Annotated in this window: 17 protein-coding genes; 10 read left to right on the forward strand and 7 right to left on the reverse strand. The window is 68.0% G+C overall.

What is annotated here, in order from left to right:
- Positions 1–102: 102 nt before the first annotated feature.
- From OQF70_RS07795 to OQF70_RS07805, 3 genes are all read right to left on the reverse strand, one after another.
- The gene (locus OQF70_RS07795; protein WP_280536832.1) at positions 103–273 is read right to left on the reverse strand and encodes a hypothetical protein; all 171 of its coding nucleotides are present in this window, start codon (positions 271–273) and stop codon (positions 103–105) included.
- A 351-nt stretch (positions 274–624) separates the two neighbouring features.
- Complete coding sequence (locus OQF70_RS07800; RefSeq protein WP_280536833.1) at positions 625–1,176, reverse strand: hypothetical protein; 552 nt, start codon at positions 1,174–1,176, stop codon at positions 625–627.
- A 45-nt stretch (positions 1,177–1,221) separates the two neighbouring features.
- Entirely contained in the window at positions 1,222–1,461 is a 240-nt protein-coding gene (locus OQF70_RS07805; RefSeq protein ID WP_280536834.1) for a hypothetical protein, read from the reverse strand.
- Between the two features lie 305 nt (positions 1,462–1,766).
- On the opposite strand from OQF70_RS07805, the gene OQF70_RS07810 reads away from it, so the two are divergent.
- Entirely contained in the window at positions 1,767–2,024 is a 258-nt protein-coding gene (locus OQF70_RS07810; RefSeq protein ID WP_280536836.1) for a ribbon-helix-helix domain-containing protein, read from the forward strand.
- 18 nt (positions 2,025–2,042) lie between these two features.
- On the opposite strand, the gene OQF70_RS07815 is transcribed toward OQF70_RS07810, so the two are convergent.
- Both OQF70_RS07815 and OQF70_RS07820 read right to left on the reverse strand, forming a co-directional pair.
- Positions 2,043–2,588: a hypothetical protein gene (locus OQF70_RS07815; protein ID WP_280536837.1), complete on the reverse strand. Its 546-nt coding sequence runs from the start codon at positions 2,586–2,588 to the stop codon at positions 2,043–2,045.
- 175 nt (positions 2,589–2,763) lie between these two features.
- Positions 2,764–4,944, reverse strand: a complete 2,181-nt coding sequence (locus OQF70_RS07820; RefSeq protein WP_280536838.1) for a BGTF surface domain-containing protein — start codon at positions 4,942–4,944, stop codon at positions 2,764–2,766.
- 257 nt (positions 4,945–5,201) lie between these two features.
- Here OQF70_RS07820 and OQF70_RS07825 point away from each other — a divergent pair, with 257 nt between their 5' ends.
- The 3 genes from OQF70_RS07825 to OQF70_RS07835 all read left to right on the forward strand — a co-directional run bounded on the left by OQF70_RS07825 (position 5,202) and on the right by OQF70_RS07835 (position 6,653).
- A complete protein-coding gene (locus OQF70_RS07825) occupies positions 5,202–5,483 on the forward strand; it encodes a DUF6516 family protein (protein WP_092817463.1) in 282 nt (93 codons plus the stop codon).
- A gap of 23 nt (positions 5,484–5,506) precedes the next feature.
- On the forward strand, positions 5,507–5,938 hold the full coding sequence (locus OQF70_RS07830; protein ID WP_092817462.1) for a hypothetical protein: 432 nt from the start codon (positions 5,507–5,509) through the stop codon (positions 5,936–5,938).
- A 265-nt stretch (positions 5,939–6,203) separates the two neighbouring features.
- Entirely contained in the window at positions 6,204–6,653 is a 450-nt protein-coding gene (locus OQF70_RS07835; RefSeq protein WP_177167493.1) for a hypothetical protein, read from the forward strand.
- A 34-nt stretch (positions 6,654–6,687) separates the two neighbouring features.
- On the opposite strand, the gene OQF70_RS07840 is transcribed toward OQF70_RS07835, so the two are convergent.
- The gene (locus tag OQF70_RS07840; protein ID WP_280536839.1) at positions 6,688–9,168 is read right to left on the reverse strand and encodes an MMPL family transporter; all 2,481 of its coding nucleotides are present in this window, start codon (positions 9,166–9,168) and stop codon (positions 6,688–6,690) included.
- A 3-nt stretch (positions 9,169–9,171) separates the two neighbouring features.
- Positions 9,172–10,809, reverse strand: coding sequence for a COG1361 S-layer family protein (locus OQF70_RS07845; RefSeq protein WP_280536840.1), 1,638 nt, complete (start codon positions 10,807–10,809; stop codon positions 9,172–9,174).
- A gap of 334 nt (positions 10,810–11,143) precedes the next feature.
- Between OQF70_RS07845 and cofH the strand changes: the two genes are divergently transcribed.
- From cofH to OQF70_RS07875, 6 genes are all read left to right on the forward strand, one after another.
- A complete protein-coding gene (gene cofH, locus OQF70_RS07850) occupies positions 11,144–12,547 on the forward strand; it encodes a 7,8-didemethyl-8-hydroxy-5-deazariboflavin synthase subunit CofH (protein ID WP_280536842.1) in 1,404 nt (467 codons plus the stop codon).
- Between the two features lie 219 nt (positions 12,548–12,766).
- Positions 12,767–13,021, forward strand: coding sequence for a DUF2250 domain-containing protein (locus OQF70_RS07855; protein WP_092817457.1), 255 nt, complete (start codon positions 12,767–12,769; stop codon positions 13,019–13,021).
- A 65-nt stretch (positions 13,022–13,086) separates the two neighbouring features.
- On the forward strand, positions 13,087–13,584 hold the full coding sequence (locus OQF70_RS07860; protein ID WP_280536845.1) for a DUF5810 domain-containing protein: 498 nt from the start codon (positions 13,087–13,089) through the stop codon (positions 13,582–13,584).
- Positions 13,585–13,631: 47 nt separating this feature from the next.
- On the forward strand, positions 13,632–14,072 hold the full coding sequence (locus OQF70_RS07865; RefSeq protein ID WP_280536846.1) for a DUF5809 family protein: 441 nt from the start codon (positions 13,632–13,634) through the stop codon (positions 14,070–14,072).
- 239 nt (positions 14,073–14,311) lie between these two features.
- Positions 14,312–15,535, forward strand: a complete 1,224-nt coding sequence (locus OQF70_RS07870; protein WP_092817476.1) for a translation initiation factor IF-2 subunit gamma — start codon at positions 14,312–14,314, stop codon at positions 15,533–15,535.
- Positions 15,536–15,626: 91 nt separating this feature from the next.
- Positions 15,627–16,073 carry a twitching motility protein PilT gene (locus OQF70_RS07875; RefSeq protein WP_280536890.1) on the forward strand — a complete coding sequence of 149 codons (447 nt, stop codon included), beginning with the start codon at positions 15,627–15,629 and terminating at the stop codon, positions 16,071–16,073.
- Position 16,074: the final 1 nt, after the last annotated feature.

The raw sequence follows: 16,074 nt of genomic DNA on the forward strand, positions 1-16,074 counted from the left end.
CGGGCTCGCTGCGCCCGTGTTAGATGTATCACTTGTCATTCAATACGACCTCCATCGCTATACCCGATCGACCGGGCACTTCTGTGTACCATTATGTTCTGGTTACGCATTGGCATCCTCCTCGAGCCCGACGTGATCCCGAAGGATCTCCTCGAGCTTTTCGGAGACGTTTTTACCTTCGCTCACAGCCTCGGCGCGAACCTCGCGCCATACCTGGCGGTCAACCTCGATCGTCGTACGCGCCGTCGGGCCGTTGCTATCCTCGTTTGTCATTGCTTCGCTCATGCCGCTGTCATCTGAGTCTCATCTCTGGTTTGTTCGAGATGTAGCTTTTGCTCGCGCTACGGTCAATACGTTAGGAGGTCTTTACTTAATGTTAACGGACGCCTTCAACGGTGCCGCAAGTGCCTCGATGGGGTTGGAGAGCCGCTGTTCCCGCCGTTCGGGATCGTCGCCCTCCGTTTTATATAGATCGTTGACACGTCACGGACGGCGCGCGATCGAGTCGGCAGGGGCGATCGAGTCGGCAGGGGCGATCGAGTCGGCAGGGGCGATCGAGTCGGTAGGGGCGATCGAGTCGGTAGGGGCGATCGAGTCGGTAGGGGATACTTCATCGGGCATCCGTCACAGCGGGCGTTCTTCGAAGATGCGCTCGGTCTCGTCGTGGGGCGTGGTGTCGTCGGCCGCAGCAAGTTGCTCGCGGCCGGCGTCGGTCAGCCGCCAGCGGTTCGTCTTCCGGCTGTCGTCGCGCTCGACGACCCCCTCGTCGTGCATGTTCATCAGCCGGACGCGGATCGTCGATTTCGCGTACGGCAGCGCATCGTACAGCATGCTCGTCGGCATCCACTCGGCCTCGTGGATGGCGATCTCGTGCAGGATCGTGTTCGGGTTGAGGCTGGTCTGTCGCCCGGCGAAATACTCCCCGAGGTCCGTCTCCTCGATCGGCGGCAGGTCCGCGTCGGCGACGACCGCGCGGCCGGCGTCGGTCAGCCGCCACTCGTAATCGCGGTCGTTGATCGCCTCGTGCGTGACGTACGCGCCGTCGAACCGCCGCAAGCGCATATACACTCCCGTCTGCGAGGTCGGCAGGTGCTCGGCGATCGCGGCCGTGCGCGTGGGCTCGACCCACTCGAGCACCCAGCAGAACTCCGCCTCCGTGACGAGCGAGTACGACATCGTCCGTCATACGCACACGCGAGGGATAACCGTGTCGCCGGCGACTCAATACAGCTCGACCGTCAGCGCGACGGTTTCGGAGCGTTCGTCATCATCGACCGCCGCCGCGGACGCGTCGCCGGCATCGTCGTTCGAAGTCCCGTCGTCGGCGTCGCCGTTCGAAGTCTCGTCGCCGGCATCGGACCGCTCGTCGTCGGACTCCCCCCGGGCGGCAGCAGATGAGACGAAGAGGATCGACGCGCTACCGGTGGCCGCAGCGAACGTCAATATCTCACGTCGGTTCATAGGGCGCCATTTAACACAGGGTGATAAACGTTTTGTGGTCTCAGAATGTTGAGGGATGTTTCACGCCGACCGGTCGGCCCGTTTCGGGGGTCGAACCGCCACGGACGACCGGGACACCCCCGCCTCGCGGACGACTGAGCCATCCCCGCCTCGCGGTCGCCGTCTCGGTCCCGGGGGGCGCCACGATCGTCGCGTCGACGCGCTCGATCTCCCGGTCCCCGATCGACGCCGACGCCGTTATGATCACACGAAAGTAATACGACGGTCTGTCCGATGCTGACTCCGGGGCCGCCGATGATCCCGCCATGACGACGATCACCCTGAAGGTGCCGCAGGCGTTCCTCGACGACCTCGACGCGACCTGGCGTGCCGAGGACTTCCCGTCCCGAAGCGAGTTCGTTCGCTGGGCCCTCCGCGATGCGATCACGCACCCCTCCTTCTCGCGCAAGGCGTGGAAGGAGATCGCGGTGAGCGAGCACCAACTGGCGACCGGGGAGGGAGACACGGACGATGGCGACGAGATTCGATCGCGTCCGAACGAGGAGACGGATGGCGGCGAGTAACGGCGACCGGGACCGTATTCACTCCACCCAGACGTACTCTGGCGTCTCCTCGTCGTCGGCGTCGACGAGCCGGTCGCGTCCGGCCTCGGTCAGCCGCCAGCGGTGCGTCCGCCCGGCGTCGCCGCGGTCGAGTTCGACCGCGCCCGCCTCCCGCAGCGCGTGCAGGTTGTTCCGGATCCCCGGCTTCGAGAACGGCAACGCGTCGTAGACCGCCCCCGAGGGCTGCCACTCGTCCTCCCGAACCGCGAGCGCCTCGAGCACCATCACCGGGTCGATGGCCGCCGCCCGCCCCGCGAAGTGGTCCCCGAAGTCCGTCTCGTCGGCGGGCGGGAGACCGGCGTCCGCCAGCCGGTTCCGCCCGGCCGCCGTCAGCGACCAGCTGTAGCGCCCGCCCCCGTCGGCCGCCGTCTCGTGTGTCACCAGCTTCCGGCGGTCGAAATGTCGCAACCGGATGTACGTCGTGTTCTGATCGATCGGCAGCCTGTCCGCGATCTCGCGTGTCAGGGCCGGCTCCAGGTGGTCCACCACCCACAGGAGCTCCGCCGCCTCCACCAGTTTCACCATTGCGTTTCGATAGGGACCACGTTGGCAAGAGGGTGTCGCCGCGCGGGATCGCCACGACAGGCCCAAGCGGGGCGAACGCAGCGTCACGACCGGCATCGGGGCGGCGTCACGACCGGCACCGAGGCGACGTCACGACCGGCACCGAGGCAACGTCACGACCGGCATCGGAGCGGCGTCACGACCGGCGGCGCCGGACCCCCGCCGCGCCCAGGAGCACGGCCCCGAGCGCAAGCAGCGCGATCCCGACGCCGAACCCGGGCGTCGACGCCGCGGTCGGCTCCGACGACGGGGGCGTGAACGACGGCAGGTCGGTCGGCTCCGCCGCGGGGTCGGCCTCTCCGGCCGGCCCGACGATCGTCGCGTTCGCGCGCACCAGCGTCCCGTGTCGCTCCGTCGACACCGTCACCGTCGCCGTGTCCCCGACCGACGCCGCCGAGAGGTCGAACCGCTCCCCGAACGTCCCGTCCGTCCCGACCCGCACCGTCGACAGCTGCACGTACGACAGCGCGCTCGTCTCCCCCGAGGCCACCTGGATCCGCGCCGCCGTCCCCGGCGCCAGGTTCGTCTCGCCCCCGATCGGGACCGACCCCGTGTTCGGCAGCCGGAGCGTGCCGCCGGCGGCGTCACCGCCCGCGTCGCCGCCAGCGCCGCCGACCGTGAACCGCGCGTAGGGGCGCGCCACCGCGACCGTGCTCCGCGCGGACGCGTTCGTCCCCGGCTCGAGGTACGGGAACGCCGGCCGACCCGGGTCGCCCCCGGCCCCGCCAACCAGCCCGCGCCGGAACCGCTGGATGTGCCGGTCCGCCCGGTCGAACAGGAACGGCTCGGCGGCGTCGGTCTCGTAGGCCAGCGACGCCCGGAAGCGCCGCGTCTCCCCGGAGGTCGGCCGCACCTCGCTCATCGCACGCGTGTCGATCACCACGTACAGCTCGCCGGCCGTCTCGTCAGTGTACACCGACACCGCCTCCGGGTCCGTCTCCGCGAGCACGAGCACCTCCGAGGGCGAGTCCACGCCCGGGGTCGACCCGGGCCCCTGGATCACCGGCCCGTCGAGCGCCTCCAGGGCGAACCGCACCCCCTCGCCCCGCCGCGTCTCCAGCGTCAGCAGCGAGTTCGCGTCGAAGCGCCCCGAAAGCGACTCGAAGTCGCCCTCGATCGCCACCAGATGCCCGTAGATCCCGGTCGCCTCCGCCGCGATCACCAGCCGGTCCCCGGCCGCCACCGTCCCCCGATCGCTCAGCGACGCCTCCAGCTCGGTGTGGTTGGCCGCCGCGTTCGCCGGCGCCGCCGGCGCCGCGTGCACCGAGACGTCCCCGATCCCCGGCCGGGTCAACTCGATCGTTGCCCGCCCGAGCGTGGCGGGGTCGTCCCCGGCGTCCGCGCCATCGCCGCCCGCGTCGTCCTCGCCGGCCGCGTCCTCCGCACCGTCGTCCGCATCGCCGGCGCCATCGCCGCCATCGCCGCCGCCGACCATCGCGGACGTCCCCGGCGCCGACGTTCCCGGCGTGGTCGAGCCCGCCTCGAGCACCCGGAACGTCCCCTCCGTGCCGGCCGCCACCGGATACGTCCCTGGCTGCAGAGGACGGTCGAGCTGGTCGATCCCGCGATCGGTGTCGGCCGAGCCGATCAGTCCCAGCGTCTCGAGGTACGCGTCGAAGCCCGACAGCTCCTCGCCGTCCGGGCCCACGAACGTCGGCGCCGGCGCGTCCGATCCCGAGGGCAGCCGGCCGTGGACCGCGCTCCGGACCTCGTCCTCGGGCGCGTGATAGACCAGGTCCGTGTTAGTCGCGCTCACGCTGTCGCTCGTGCCCAGCGTCCGCGTGTTGACCGAGACCGTCACCTCGCCGTCGTCGTTCGCGTCGGCGAGGTAGAGCACGTCCACGAACCCGACCGCGGCGCTCCCGATCTGGACGTACGCGTGGTCGGACGCGTCCGCGCCGGCGGACGTGGCCGCGTCCCCGTCCGCACCCTCGGCGCCGGCCGCCGCCGAGAGGTCCAGCGTGAGCGTGACGATGTCGCCCGCCGGGTCCTCGTAGGTCGCTTCGCTCCAGCCCCCGACCGCCTCGGCGTCCGGCTCCGCGACCTGGGCGGTCGAGTTCGCGTCCCCCGCCGACCCGACCGTGATCGTCGCGTTCCCGTCGGTCGACGCCGGGTCGGGCGTCGCGGTCGCGGTGGTCGCCGACTCGGGCATCGCGGTCGCGGTCTCGACGGTCGTGGCGGCGGACGGGGCGGTGGCCGATGGAGAGACGGCGGACGGCGAGGCGGCGGCCGCGGCCGGCGCGATCGCGACCGCACAGACGACCGCACAGCAGAGTGCCGCGAGAAGGATCGGTGGGACGTAGGTGTCGCGTGTCATCGTTGTATGTCTCGACCCGGGTCGACCGGCGGGGCGCCGCGGCCCCGAACCGACGTCGTCGACGCCCGCGGTCGACGTTCCGGGTCCGGACCGGGGCGGATCGACGCCCCGGATCCTGCGTGTTCATCCCGAAAGAGCGATGGCGTGGGTAAATACTTTGGGCGATGGACCGAGCGCGATGCTCGATAGGACCGTGAGCGCCACAAGAAGCGCTCACCATAGATTTATTGTGATGTGGATCGATCCATCATACGTCGATGGACGCTCGGATCATCCGGGACTTCACCAACACCTTCGATGGCTACGTCGAACGACAGACCATCATCGAAACGGACGATCCGGCATACCCATCGGGCTACAAGTATTCGCTCCACTTCGGCACGCTTGACGGAGAGACGGTCCTCAGGTATGATAACGCTCATGAGGACACGAAGGGACACGAACGCCACACGTCCGAGGGTGTGACGGAAATCGAGTTTCCCGGAATGATCGAACTCCTGGAACGCTTCGAGACGGAGGTCGACGAACGCCGTCCCTGAACCGCCACCAGACACACGACACAATGACGGACTCCGAACCGACTCCCGACGATCGAACGCTCCACGTCTACGTTGGGGCCCAGAACCGACTCCGAAACCAAACGAAGGAGATGCTTCGAGCGACCGAATCCGGCGACGATCCCACGGATATCGGACACGTTCACGTGCTCAACTTCGAGTCCGAAGCCGAACTCTCCCGGCTCCTGAGTCCAGCAAACTTGGAACTGCTGCGCGTGATCCGTCAGCACCAGCCGGAAAGTATGCGGGCGGCGGCAGATCTGGCTGACCGGGATTTCAAGCAGGTCCATCGAAATCTCACCGAACTCGCCGAACTCGGCGTCATCGATCTGGTGTCCGACGGCCGTTCGAAACGCCCCGTCGCGCAGTACGACGACATCCAGGTCCACTACTCACTGGTGAACGACGACGCGGCGAAGGAAGGAGCCGGAGCGTAGCGAGGCAGCCGGCGGTACCGCATATCCGACGAAGCGTATGAACGGAAGCCGGAACGAACGACGATCGTACTCGACGCCATCCACCCAAAAATGTCACAGCATAACGCCGACGAAACGGAACGGGACCCGGCTGTGACCCGCGTTCACCCACTGGACACCGCGACTGCCGGACGCGAGGAGTGGTCGAGCTCCGGGAACGGTTCCGGAGCGAGATTTCGAAATTCGAGTTCGAGGTCACGTGAGGCCGTCACACCACGGTGATACCATGAACGATACCACGCCACCGCTGCACCGGATGGAGCGCGAACGGCTTCGGGCCGAATCAACCCTCGTCGTGACCGTCACGTCGTCCAGTGAGTTCCACGAGGACGGTACCGATGACATCGAGGCGCTCGAACGGGGGAACGCGGCGGATTCCACGCCGACGCTCTCGTTCACCAGTTACGACGACCTGATGGAGACGCTGACGCCGCGTGTCCTCGATCTCATCGAAGCGATCCGCCGGGAAGAGCCAGCCAGCATCAACGAGACCGCACGTGTCGTCGACCGGGACGTGAAGAACGTCCACGAGGAGCTGGGCCGGCTCGCCCAGCTGGGCATCATCTTCTTCGAGGAAGACGGCCAGCGGAAGCGCCCGGTCGTCTGGTTCGACGAACTCGTCATCACCCTCCCGTTCGACCCGGAGACGGGAGACGCCGCAGCCGCAGCACCGTGAGATCCGACGAGCTATGTATCGTCTCGAACGCCGCCTACGAACTCCCGCTCGCGGACGCGACCAGTCCCGTGATCGACCCCGCCGCGTCGTAGCGCGCCCACAGCAACATCGCGGGGGGCAACGCGACCACGGCCATCACGAACGAGTAGGTCACGCTCAGCGCCATCAGGAGCCCGAAGTCGCCGAGCACGGGCGTGATCGCGAGCGCAAGCGCGCCGGTCCCCAGCGACGTGGTGAGCATGCTGCCCAACAGCGCGCCGCCGGTCCCCGAGAGGGTGATCACCATCGCCTCGTGGGCGTCGTGGCCGGCGTTGTACTCGTCGATGAACCGGTGGGTGGTGTGGACGGAGTAGGCGATCCCGAGCCCGATCGAGATGGAGAGGATGGTCGCCGTGAGCGCGTTCAGCGACATCCCGAGCAGCCGCATCGTCCCCAGCAGGTAGGCGATCGCGATCAGGATCGGGAAGACGTTGACGACGCCCAGCATCGGCTTGCGCTCCAGGGCCCCGTAGGAGATCACGAGGAACACCCCGGTCAGCCCGACGGCCACGATCAGCCCGTTGATCGCCGAGGCGAAGATGACGTCCGTCACCGCGTCGAAGACGACGAGCGACCCGGTGGCGGTCGCCGTGTACCGGAAGTCCTCGGCGAACTCGCGCGTGTCGGCGGCCGCCTCCGACTGGGAGGCGTCGGACTCGATCGCATAGGTGACCTGTGCGCTGCGGCGGTCCTCGGTCAGGACCGCGTCGGCGCCGGCGTCGGCCGCGAACAGCTCGTCGTAGATCCGGTCGAGGTTCCGGTCCGGGATCCCGTTGCCGTCCCGGTCGTTACGCGCCACGAGCGCCGCGAACTCGGGGTCCCGATCGGCGTGGTCGTTGATCACGGTGAGGATGCTCCCCTGCGGTCGCGCGCCGCCGCCCTCGCCCACCGCCAACGAGTCGGGCGGGTCGTCGTTGGGCGCCGCGAGCGACTCGAGGGCGTGGTCCTCCTCGAAGTTCCCCTCGACGTACAGCTTCACCGACTGGTCCTGGTTGGTCGCGAACCTCTCCTCGAGCAGGTTGATCGTCTCCGTGACGGTGTACTCGCCGGGCGCGAACGGTTCGGGGAGGACGGTCACGTACGCCGGCTGCTCCTCGGGCGGGAGGAAGTCCTCCGTCTCGAAGGAGGTGTCGACGCCGCTACCGTACGCCGTCGCCACCCCGCCGGACAGCAGCAGGAGGACCACGAAGGCCACGGGCGCGTAGCGGCTGACGACCGCGGGAAACGCGAGCGCCCGCCCGAGCGCGGAGTCCTCGGAGGCGATCGGCGCCGAGTTGAACTCGGGAACGCCGAGTCGCTCCCGGACGCGGTCCACCTCGAGTTTGGCCGCCGGAAGGAACAGTCCGAAGATGAGGAACGTGAAGATGATGCCCACCGAGGAGGCGATCCCCATGTTCCGGATCGGTCCCAGATCCGAGATCACGTTCGCCCCGAACCCGAAGACGGTCGTGATCGTGACGATCACGAACGCGACCAGCAGCTGGCCGTTGGCCTCCCGCATCGCCTCGGTCGGCTCGAAGCCCCGAACCGCCTCCTCGCGGTAGCGGTTGATGATGTGGATCCCGAAGTCGACCCCGACCGCCAACAGCAACACCGGCACGGAGATCATCTGTTGGTTGAACGGGATGCCCGCGTACCCGAGGAAGCCGAACGTCCAGATCACCGTCATCAACAGCGCCAACAGCCCCAAGGCCAGGTCGATCGGGTCCCGGTAGGCGACCGTCAGAAAGGCCAACAGCAGGACGACGACCACGGGCATCACGATCGACAGCGAGTCGGCGATGACGTTGCCCATCTCCGCGTTCGTGATCCCGGTGCCGAACACCCGGATGTCGCCGGGGACGTCCGAGGCGATCGTCTCGACGCTCGTCTGGATGTCCGTGAGGTCGCCGTCAGTGAAGCCGCTCGGCACGTCGTGGGAGATGCTCGTCATCGACGCCGAGGCGGAGGGGTCGCTCGGGTTGAAGTCCTCCGAGAGGAGCCGTGAAAACTGCTCGGTCCCCGAAAGATCCCGGATCGCCCGCCGGATCTCGCTCGGGGAGGACCGCTCGATGACGCGCCGCTGCTCGGCGGCGGTCGTCGCCGACGGGTCGATCGCCTGTGCGATCATCGGTGCGGGCCCGCCAGCCCCCGCCATCCGGAGGTCGTCGCGCCGCTCGACGCGCTCGAGGATCCGGAGGTTCCGCTCGAGCGCCTGCTTCGAGAGGACGTTACCGCCGGTGTGGATCAGCTGTGTCGACTCGTCGTCCGCCTCGAATGGGTCCTCGAACTCCGCGTTGACCGCATCGAGCGCCTCCTGCTCGGGGAGATCCTCGGTGAACGACTCGGTGGAGTCCGTCTCGGTGCTGATGAGCCCGAATCCGCCCGTAAAGAGGACGGTGAGCACCAGGAACGCGATCACGACGCGCCGCGGGCTGTCGACGATCGTCGTGTTGAGCCGCGTCGTCGCCGTCTCGATCCGGTCGCCGAGCGACATCAGCTACTGCCTCCGGTACCAGACGACCGCGCCGATGACCGCGATACCGAGGACGGCCCCCACCAGCAGCGGCACCGGCAACCCGCCGCCCTCGGACTCGACGACGTCGACCGGGGCCCGGACCGTATCCGTCAGCTGGCTGTTGCCGTCGGCGTCGTCGTACCGGAAGTCGAAGGATATCGGGTACGTCTTCCCGGGCGTCGCGGTACCGGACGCCGCCAACTCGAAGGTCACCTCGACGGTCTCACCCGGCTCGATGGACTGGACGTATCCGGTATCGGTCTCCCCAGTGTCGAGCGGGTCGTTGGCGAACAGCCGCGCCTCGACGTCCGAAGCCGTCTCGTCGAGGTTGTTCGTGACCGCGACCGAGATCGTCCGCGAACCGCCGGACTCGATGGTCGCGTTGTCGATCGAGACGTCGAACTGGTCGCGTTCGGGCGCGACGTCGGCGGTCACGTCGAGCTTGTCGTAGCTGCGCCGGTCGCCGTTCTGGTTCCGGTAGCTGACGGCAAAGCCGATCGATTTCGCGCCGGCCTCCGCCTCGCTGCCAACCTCGATCGGGAGTTCGAAGGACGCGGACTCGCCGGGACCCAGCGACCCCACGGCGACGGACTCCTCGATCGGGAGCACGTTCGCCGAGTCATCGGCATACTGGACCACGACGCCGTCGGCCGTCTGCGGCCCGGTGTTTGTGACGGTGCCGGCGATCTCGCCGTCCTCGCCGACGCGCAGCGTGGAGGAGACGTCCTCGAAGGCGAACGACTGCTCATCGACGGTCGAGATGCCGGCCGTCATCGGTGGGGCGGACGTACCGATGCCGTCCGTGTCCTCGTAGTTCACCGAGAGGTCGAGGGTGTACCCCCGACGTGGCGCGTCGTCGGCCAGCGAGACGGTGTAGTTGATCGTCCGCGTCTCGCCCGGATCCCAGTCGCCGACGAAGGCGGTCGAACTCGTGCCACCGGACTCGAAGGTCAACGCGCCGCTGCGCGATTCCGCGGCGACGCTCGCGTCGCCCGCCGGCTCGGATCCGACGTTCCGCAGGGTCATCGAGACGTCGCTCCGGTCGCCGATCTGGGCGGTGGCGTTGGTGTCGACGACCTCGAAGCGCGCGTCCTCGGTCACCTCGACCGTGATCGACCCGGTTCGCTCACGCGTGAACTCGCTGTAATCAACTCCGTAGGGGTCGTAGTCGACGAGGCGGGTGAACTGGTACTCGTACTCGATCGGGAGCCGGTAGGTTCCCGGTTCGGCACTCTCCGAGACCGTGATCGGGACCGCCGTCTCCGTGGAGCCGGTCGGGAGGTTCCCGTTCCCGACCGTGATCTGCCCGGTCCGGACGTCGATCGGGACGTTCGAGTCGTCGATCTCCATCGTCATCCCGCGGGCGGTCGTGACGCGCTCCTCGTACTGGGCGGGACCGCCCTTGTCGATCTTTCCGCGGTTCGTGATCGCGATGGAGAGTTCGTGATGGCTGCCAGCGATCATCTCGCCGCTCGCCGTCGCGAAGCTGATGTCCGGCTGGCCGATCACCTCGCCGGACTGCTGTTGGGCCACGCCCGTCGCGGGCACGAGGGCGACGCCGCCGAGGGCGGCGCCGACCACGAGGAGGGCAAGAAGGGTGGGAAGTCGATGCGAACTCATTCTCGAACACCGGAGGGTGGGTCGGATATCATCTGTGTGCTGACTGGGGGAGGGAGCCGCACGCACTCGAGGGGAAACGCCGACCCGCCCTCCCGATCGGCGGTCGGCGATCGAGGCCTCGATCGTCGGTTGACTAACTACTCAGTTACATTCCATCAGGGATACACATCAATCCGTTGGTTCCTCGTTGAACGCTGTCCGAATTCACGCCGGACGACCGGCGATCGCCTCCGAAACGCCCCCCGAGGACCCCGACCCATCGGCGGTCGGATCCGCCCCCGGTGGATGGCCGCTGCCCGGTCCTTTTTGAGGGTGGACCGACGAGGGGAGCGTAATGACGTCGGCGAGCGAGGTGGACCCGGAGGCGATCGACTACGAGCACGTCCCGGAGACGGACCAGTCCTTCGAGAACGCGCTCGCGAACGCCCGCGACGGCCGCCGACTCTCGGTCGCCGACGGGATCGAACTCATCACGACGGGTACGGACCGCGAGGGGATCGACTCGGCGCGCAAGGAGGCCGTCCTCGAGGCTGCCGACCGGCGGCGTGCCGAGGTCGTCGGCGAGGAGGTCACCTTCGTCGCCAACCTCAACAACAACGTCACGACCGCGTGCAACACGGGGTGTCTGTTCTGCAACTTCAAGGACAGCGCCCACGCCTTCGAGGCCGACAGCGGGATCGACCACCCGGGGTTCACCAAGACCCCGGCCGAGTCCCGCGAGATCGTCGCCGACGCCCTCGAGATGGGCATCTCCGAGGTGACCTCCGTCTCGGGGCTCCATCCCGCCTTCGCGCTGAACGCGGAGCACCACGAGATCCTTCGCGCGCACGACGACCCCGCACGCGAGGTGAACTACAAACCGCCCGCGGCCTACGCCACCGACCCCGGAACCTACCGCGAGCAGCTAACGGCGATGTCGGTCGGCGACGTCCATCTCCACTCGATAACCCCCGAGGAGGCGGCCCACGCCAAACGTGGCACCGACTGGAGCTACGAGGACGTCTATCGCGAGCTGGCCGACGCGGGTCTCGACAGCGCGCCGGGCACCGCCGCGGAGATCCTCGTCGACGAGGTCCGGGACGTCATCTGTCCGGGCAAGATCCGAACCGACGACTGGGTCGCCGCGATGGAGGGCGCGATGGCCGCCGGCCTCGACACGACCGCGACGATCATGTACGGCCACGTCGAGAACGCGGCCCACCGCGTCGAACACCTGCAGGTCGTCCGCGACCTGCAGGACCGGACCGGCGGCATCCGGGAGTTCGTTCCGCTGTCGTTCATCCACGAGAACACCCCCCTCGCCGAACACGGCGTCGTCGACTCCGGCGCCAGCGACGCCGAGGACGAGCTGTTGATCGCGGTTTCCCGACTCTTTCTGGACAACATCGACCACATCCAGTCCTCCTGGGTCAAATACGGCGACGAGAAGGGGCTCAAGCTGCTCAACTGCGGCGCCGACGACTTCATGGGGACGATCCTCTCCGAGGAGATCACCGCCCGCGCCGGCGGCGAGTTCGGCCAGTTCCGCAGCGTCGCCGACTACGTCGAGATGATCGACGCGATCGGCCGCGTCCCCGTCGAGCGCTCGACCGACTACCGGACGCGCCGCCGGATCGACCCCCACGATCCGGACGCCAAGCCCTTCGGCCCGACGATCGGCCCGCGTGCGGACGGCACCCCGATGCTCGACGACGCCGGCAACCCTAATGGGAGCAGTCCGGCGCCTGCGGACGATTGAAGGTGTGACTGGTTCCGTTCGGGGACCGTCGATCCGTGATCGGTGTCGCTCCGTGAGCGGCGTCGATCCGTGGCCGGTGACCTCCCGCCACTCCGCGGGCGGGGTCACTCGATGGAGGACGGGATGGAGGACGACACGGCTTGATACGAGACTATCGGGAGGCAAATCGCGTCCTTTAGGTCCCAATAAATATTTAAGGTGTGCTAACGAGTACCACATATGGCCGCAAGCCGGTGTGCCGATCTCGATCGTACCGACGAGCGGGTGTTGTCGTACCTCCAGGAGTGCGGCGCCGACTATCCGGCGCTCATCGCCGGGAACACGGGGCTGCACGTCGCCCACGTCGAACGACGGCTCGAGACACTGGCGGACACGGGGCTCGTCGAACCCGTGAGCGGCGAGGTCATCTACCGGCTGACCGACGAGGGAACGGACGTGATCGAGTCGACGCCGGACGGCGGCCCCTCGGTCTAGCCACGCCGGCGCGATCGACTCCGCAGCGACGCTTTCAAGCCGTTCTCTCGCCGAGTAGTCCCCATATGGGATACGCGTGCCCGGTCTGTGAAACTCCACAGCGCGACGGCGAGCACCTCGCACACCACCTCGCGTTCACTGCGATGTTGCACGGCGGCGACCACGAGGCGTGGCTCGACGAGCACGCGCCCGAGTGGGCTGGCCGTGAGCCCGAGGCGCTCGCCGCCGAGGTCGCCGAGTACGCCGACGACGCCGAGTACCACGAGGTCTTCGAGGACACCGTCCACGACCGCGGTCGACCGGACGTGGGTGGAGGCGGGCCAGGAACCGACGGGAACACGCACGACCACGCGGGCCACGATCACACGCACACGAACGTGGCCGGCTCGGACCAGGGTCCCATCGACGACGAGACGCGGGCGGTGCTCGAGGAGGCACGGGATCTGACCCGCCGAATGATGACGGATGACGAGGACGGCGGTGGAAGCGACGGCGACGTAAACAGCGACGGAAGCGACGGCAACGCAAACAACGACGAATTCGACGCCGGGGCCGGATCGTAACGCCACGAACCGAACGCCCTTTTCAATCGCTGCGCGTATGCGGCGGTATGGAGACACGAGGACTGATCGCTCCCGAGACGATCGCGGCGGCGCGGGATCACTACGAGGAGGCCGGCCCGGCGGCACAGGTGGTCGTTCGAGAGACCGCGAAGGCGATGTCGTTCGACGCCGCCGAGTACGACGAACGCGTCACCGGCGAGGTCGTCGAGACCGCCCGCGACGCCCTCTTCGCCTCCCTGCTCGAGGTTCACGTGGCCGATCGTGACGCGTTCGACGAGTGGCTCGCCGACACCGACCGGTATGCCTCCGAGGACGTCGAGCTGCTCGGATCCGAACACGTCGATCGGATCGTTTGGCACGCCGCGCCGTTCGCGGAGTCGGTCGTCGCTGCGACGTTTCACGAGGAGGAGGCGGCCGCGACCGGGACCCTCCGTCGGAACGCATTCGGGCGGATCTACCGCGATCAGCTGCGGCGTGCGGCCGAGTGAGATCCATCCGGCTTCCGAGTGAGATCCATCCGGCTTCCGAGGGAGATCCGTCCGGCTTCCGAGAGAGATCCGTCCGGACTCCGGGTGTGACCTCGTTCGGGTCCCCGCCCGAGGCGACGTCGCCGACGTCGATCGTCGCACCGTCGGGTGACACCGATCCCCGGTCCCGACCCGAGAACAGCACCTTTATCACTCGCACGGAGCGAATCTCGGACAAGATTGCTTCAAGGAGGTTCACGGTGACACAAGACCATACACGACCGGAGGTGAACATCGGACTCGTCGGCCACGTCGACCACGGGAAGACGACGCTCGTTCAGGCGTTGTCTGGCTCGTGGACCGACCAGCACTCGGAGGAGATGAAGCGCGGGATCTCCATCCGGTTGGGCTACGCGGACGCGACGTTCCGCGAGTGCACCGGCCTCGAGGAGCCGGAGCGATATACCGTCGAGGAGGAGTGTCCGGACGGCTCCGAAAGCGAGCCCCTGCGGACCGTCTCGTTCGTCGACGCGCCCGGCCACGAGACCCTGATGGCGACGATGCTGTCGGGGGCCGCGATCATGGACGGCGCCGTCCTCGTCGTCAGCGCGACAGAGGACGTGCCGCAGGCACAGACCGAAGAGCACCTGATGGCGCTCGACATCATCGGGATCGACAACGTCGTGATCGCCCAGAACAAGGTCGACCTCGTCGACCGCGACCGGGCGGTCGAAAACTACGAGCAGATCCAAGAGTTCGTCGAGGGAACCGTCGCCGAGGACGCACCGATAGTCCCCGTCTCGGCCCAACAGGAGGTCAACCTCGACCTGCTCATCCAGGCGATCGAGGAGGAGATCCCGACGCCGGACCGGGACCCCGACGCGCCATCGGAGCTGTTCGTCGCCCGCTCGTTCGACACCAACCGTCCCGGGACCACCTTCGAGGACCTGACCGGCGGCGTCATCGGCGGGTCGCTCGTCCGAGGCGAGCTGTCCGTCGACGACGAGATCGAGATCCGACCCGGTCGGGAGGTCGAGGAGGGCGGCCAGACCGAGTGGCAGCCCCTCTCGACGACGGTCCGGTCGCTACAGGCCGGCGACGACCAGGCTGACGTCGCCACGCCGGGCGGGCTGCTCGGCGTCGGCACCGGCCTCGACCCGAGTCTCACCAAGGGCGACGCGTTGGCCGGCCAGGTCGCCGGCGAGCCCGGCACGCTGCCGCCGACGCGCCACGCCTTCGAGATGGACGTCGACCTCCTCGACCGGATCGTCGGCGAGGGCGAAGTCGAGGAGATCTCCACCGGCGAGCCGCTGATGCTCACCGTCGGGACGGCCACGACTGTCGGCGCCGTCACCAGCGCCCGGGAGGGCGAGTGTGAGGTGAACCTCAAGCGACCGGTCTGTGCGGCCGAGGGCGTCCGCATCGCCATCAACCGCCGCGTGGGCGCTCGCTGGCGGCTCATCGGTGTCGGAACGCTGAAGTGACGTGGCCGAGCACACTCCATCGGAGCAGTCGCCCGAGCGCGGATCGACGGCGACCGCCGATCCGGAATCGTCACGACGACCCGTCGTCGCCATCGACACGAGCGCCCTGATGGCTCCGGTGGAGGCGGACGTCCGCCTGTTCGAGGAGCTTGACCGGCTCCTCGGAACGTACCGCGCCGTCGTTCCCCACGCGGTCCGGGTCGAACTCGATCGGCTCGCGGACGGGAACGGGCATGAGGCGGTCGCCGCAGGCGTCGGCAGCGACCTGGCCGATCGTGTGGAGACGGTCGACGCGGTCGGTGAAACGGTGAAGACTGACGGAACGAACGAGAACGGATCGACGGCCGGCGACGACGACGCGGGCGGAAGCGGATCGACGAACGAGTACGCGGACGACGTGCTGGTCGCGCTCGCCGAGGCGGGCGCGGTCGCGTACGTCGTGACAAACGATCGCCCCCTCAAGAACCGGATCCTGGCGCGGAACGTACCAGTAATCGGTTTACGGGGGCGGAACGCACTGGCGATAACGGAACCATAAG

The sequence above is a fragment of the Halopenitus sp. POP-27 genome, assembly GCF_029889855.1.
Classification (GTDB): domain Archaea; phylum Halobacteriota; class Halobacteria; order Halobacteriales; family Haloferacaceae; genus Halopenitus; species Halopenitus malekzadehii.

Coding starts and splice junctions, on each gene's coding strand:
- OQF70_RS07795 (WP_280536832.1), bottom strand. CDS start 273: ATGACAAACGAGGATAGCAACGGCCCGACGGCGCGTACGACGATCGAG.
- OQF70_RS07800 (WP_280536833.1), bottom strand. CDS start 1,176: ATGTCGTACTCGCTCGTCACGGAGGCGGAGTTCTGCTGGGTGCTCGAG.
- OQF70_RS07805 (WP_280536834.1), bottom strand. CDS start 1,461: ATGAACCGACGTGAGATATTGACGTTCGCTGCGGCCACCGGTAGCGCG.
- OQF70_RS07810 (WP_280536836.1), top strand. CDS start 1,767: ATGACGACGATCACCCTGAAGGTGCCGCAGGCGTTCCTCGACGACCTC.
- OQF70_RS07815 (WP_280536837.1), bottom strand. CDS start 2,588: ATGGTGAAACTGGTGGAGGCGGCGGAGCTCCTGTGGGTGGTGGACCAC.
- OQF70_RS07820 (WP_280536838.1), bottom strand. CDS start 4,944: ATGACACGCGACACCTACGTCCCACCGATCCTTCTCGCGGCACTCTGC.
- OQF70_RS07825 (WP_092817463.1), top strand. CDS start 5,202: ATGGACGCTCGGATCATCCGGGACTTCACCAACACCTTCGATGGCTAC.
- OQF70_RS07830 (WP_092817462.1), top strand. CDS start 5,507: ATGACGGACTCCGAACCGACTCCCGACGATCGAACGCTCCACGTCTAC.
- OQF70_RS07835 (WP_177167493.1), top strand. CDS start 6,204: ATGAACGATACCACGCCACCGCTGCACCGGATGGAGCGCGAACGGCTT.
- OQF70_RS07840 (WP_280536839.1), bottom strand. CDS start 9,168: ATGTCGCTCGGCGACCGGATCGAGACGGCGACGACGCGGCTCAACACG.
- OQF70_RS07845 (WP_280536840.1), bottom strand. CDS start 10,809: ATGAGTTCGCATCGACTTCCCACCCTTCTTGCCCTCCTCGTGGTCGGC.
- cofH (WP_280536842.1), top strand. CDS start 11,144: ATGACGTCGGCGAGCGAGGTGGACCCGGAGGCGATCGACTACGAGCAC.
- OQF70_RS07855 (WP_092817457.1), top strand. CDS start 12,767: ATGGCCGCAAGCCGGTGTGCCGATCTCGATCGTACCGACGAGCGGGTG.
- OQF70_RS07860 (WP_280536845.1), top strand. CDS start 13,087: ATGGGATACGCGTGCCCGGTCTGTGAAACTCCACAGCGCGACGGCGAG.
- OQF70_RS07865 (WP_280536846.1), top strand. CDS start 13,632: ATGGAGACACGAGGACTGATCGCTCCCGAGACGATCGCGGCGGCGCGG.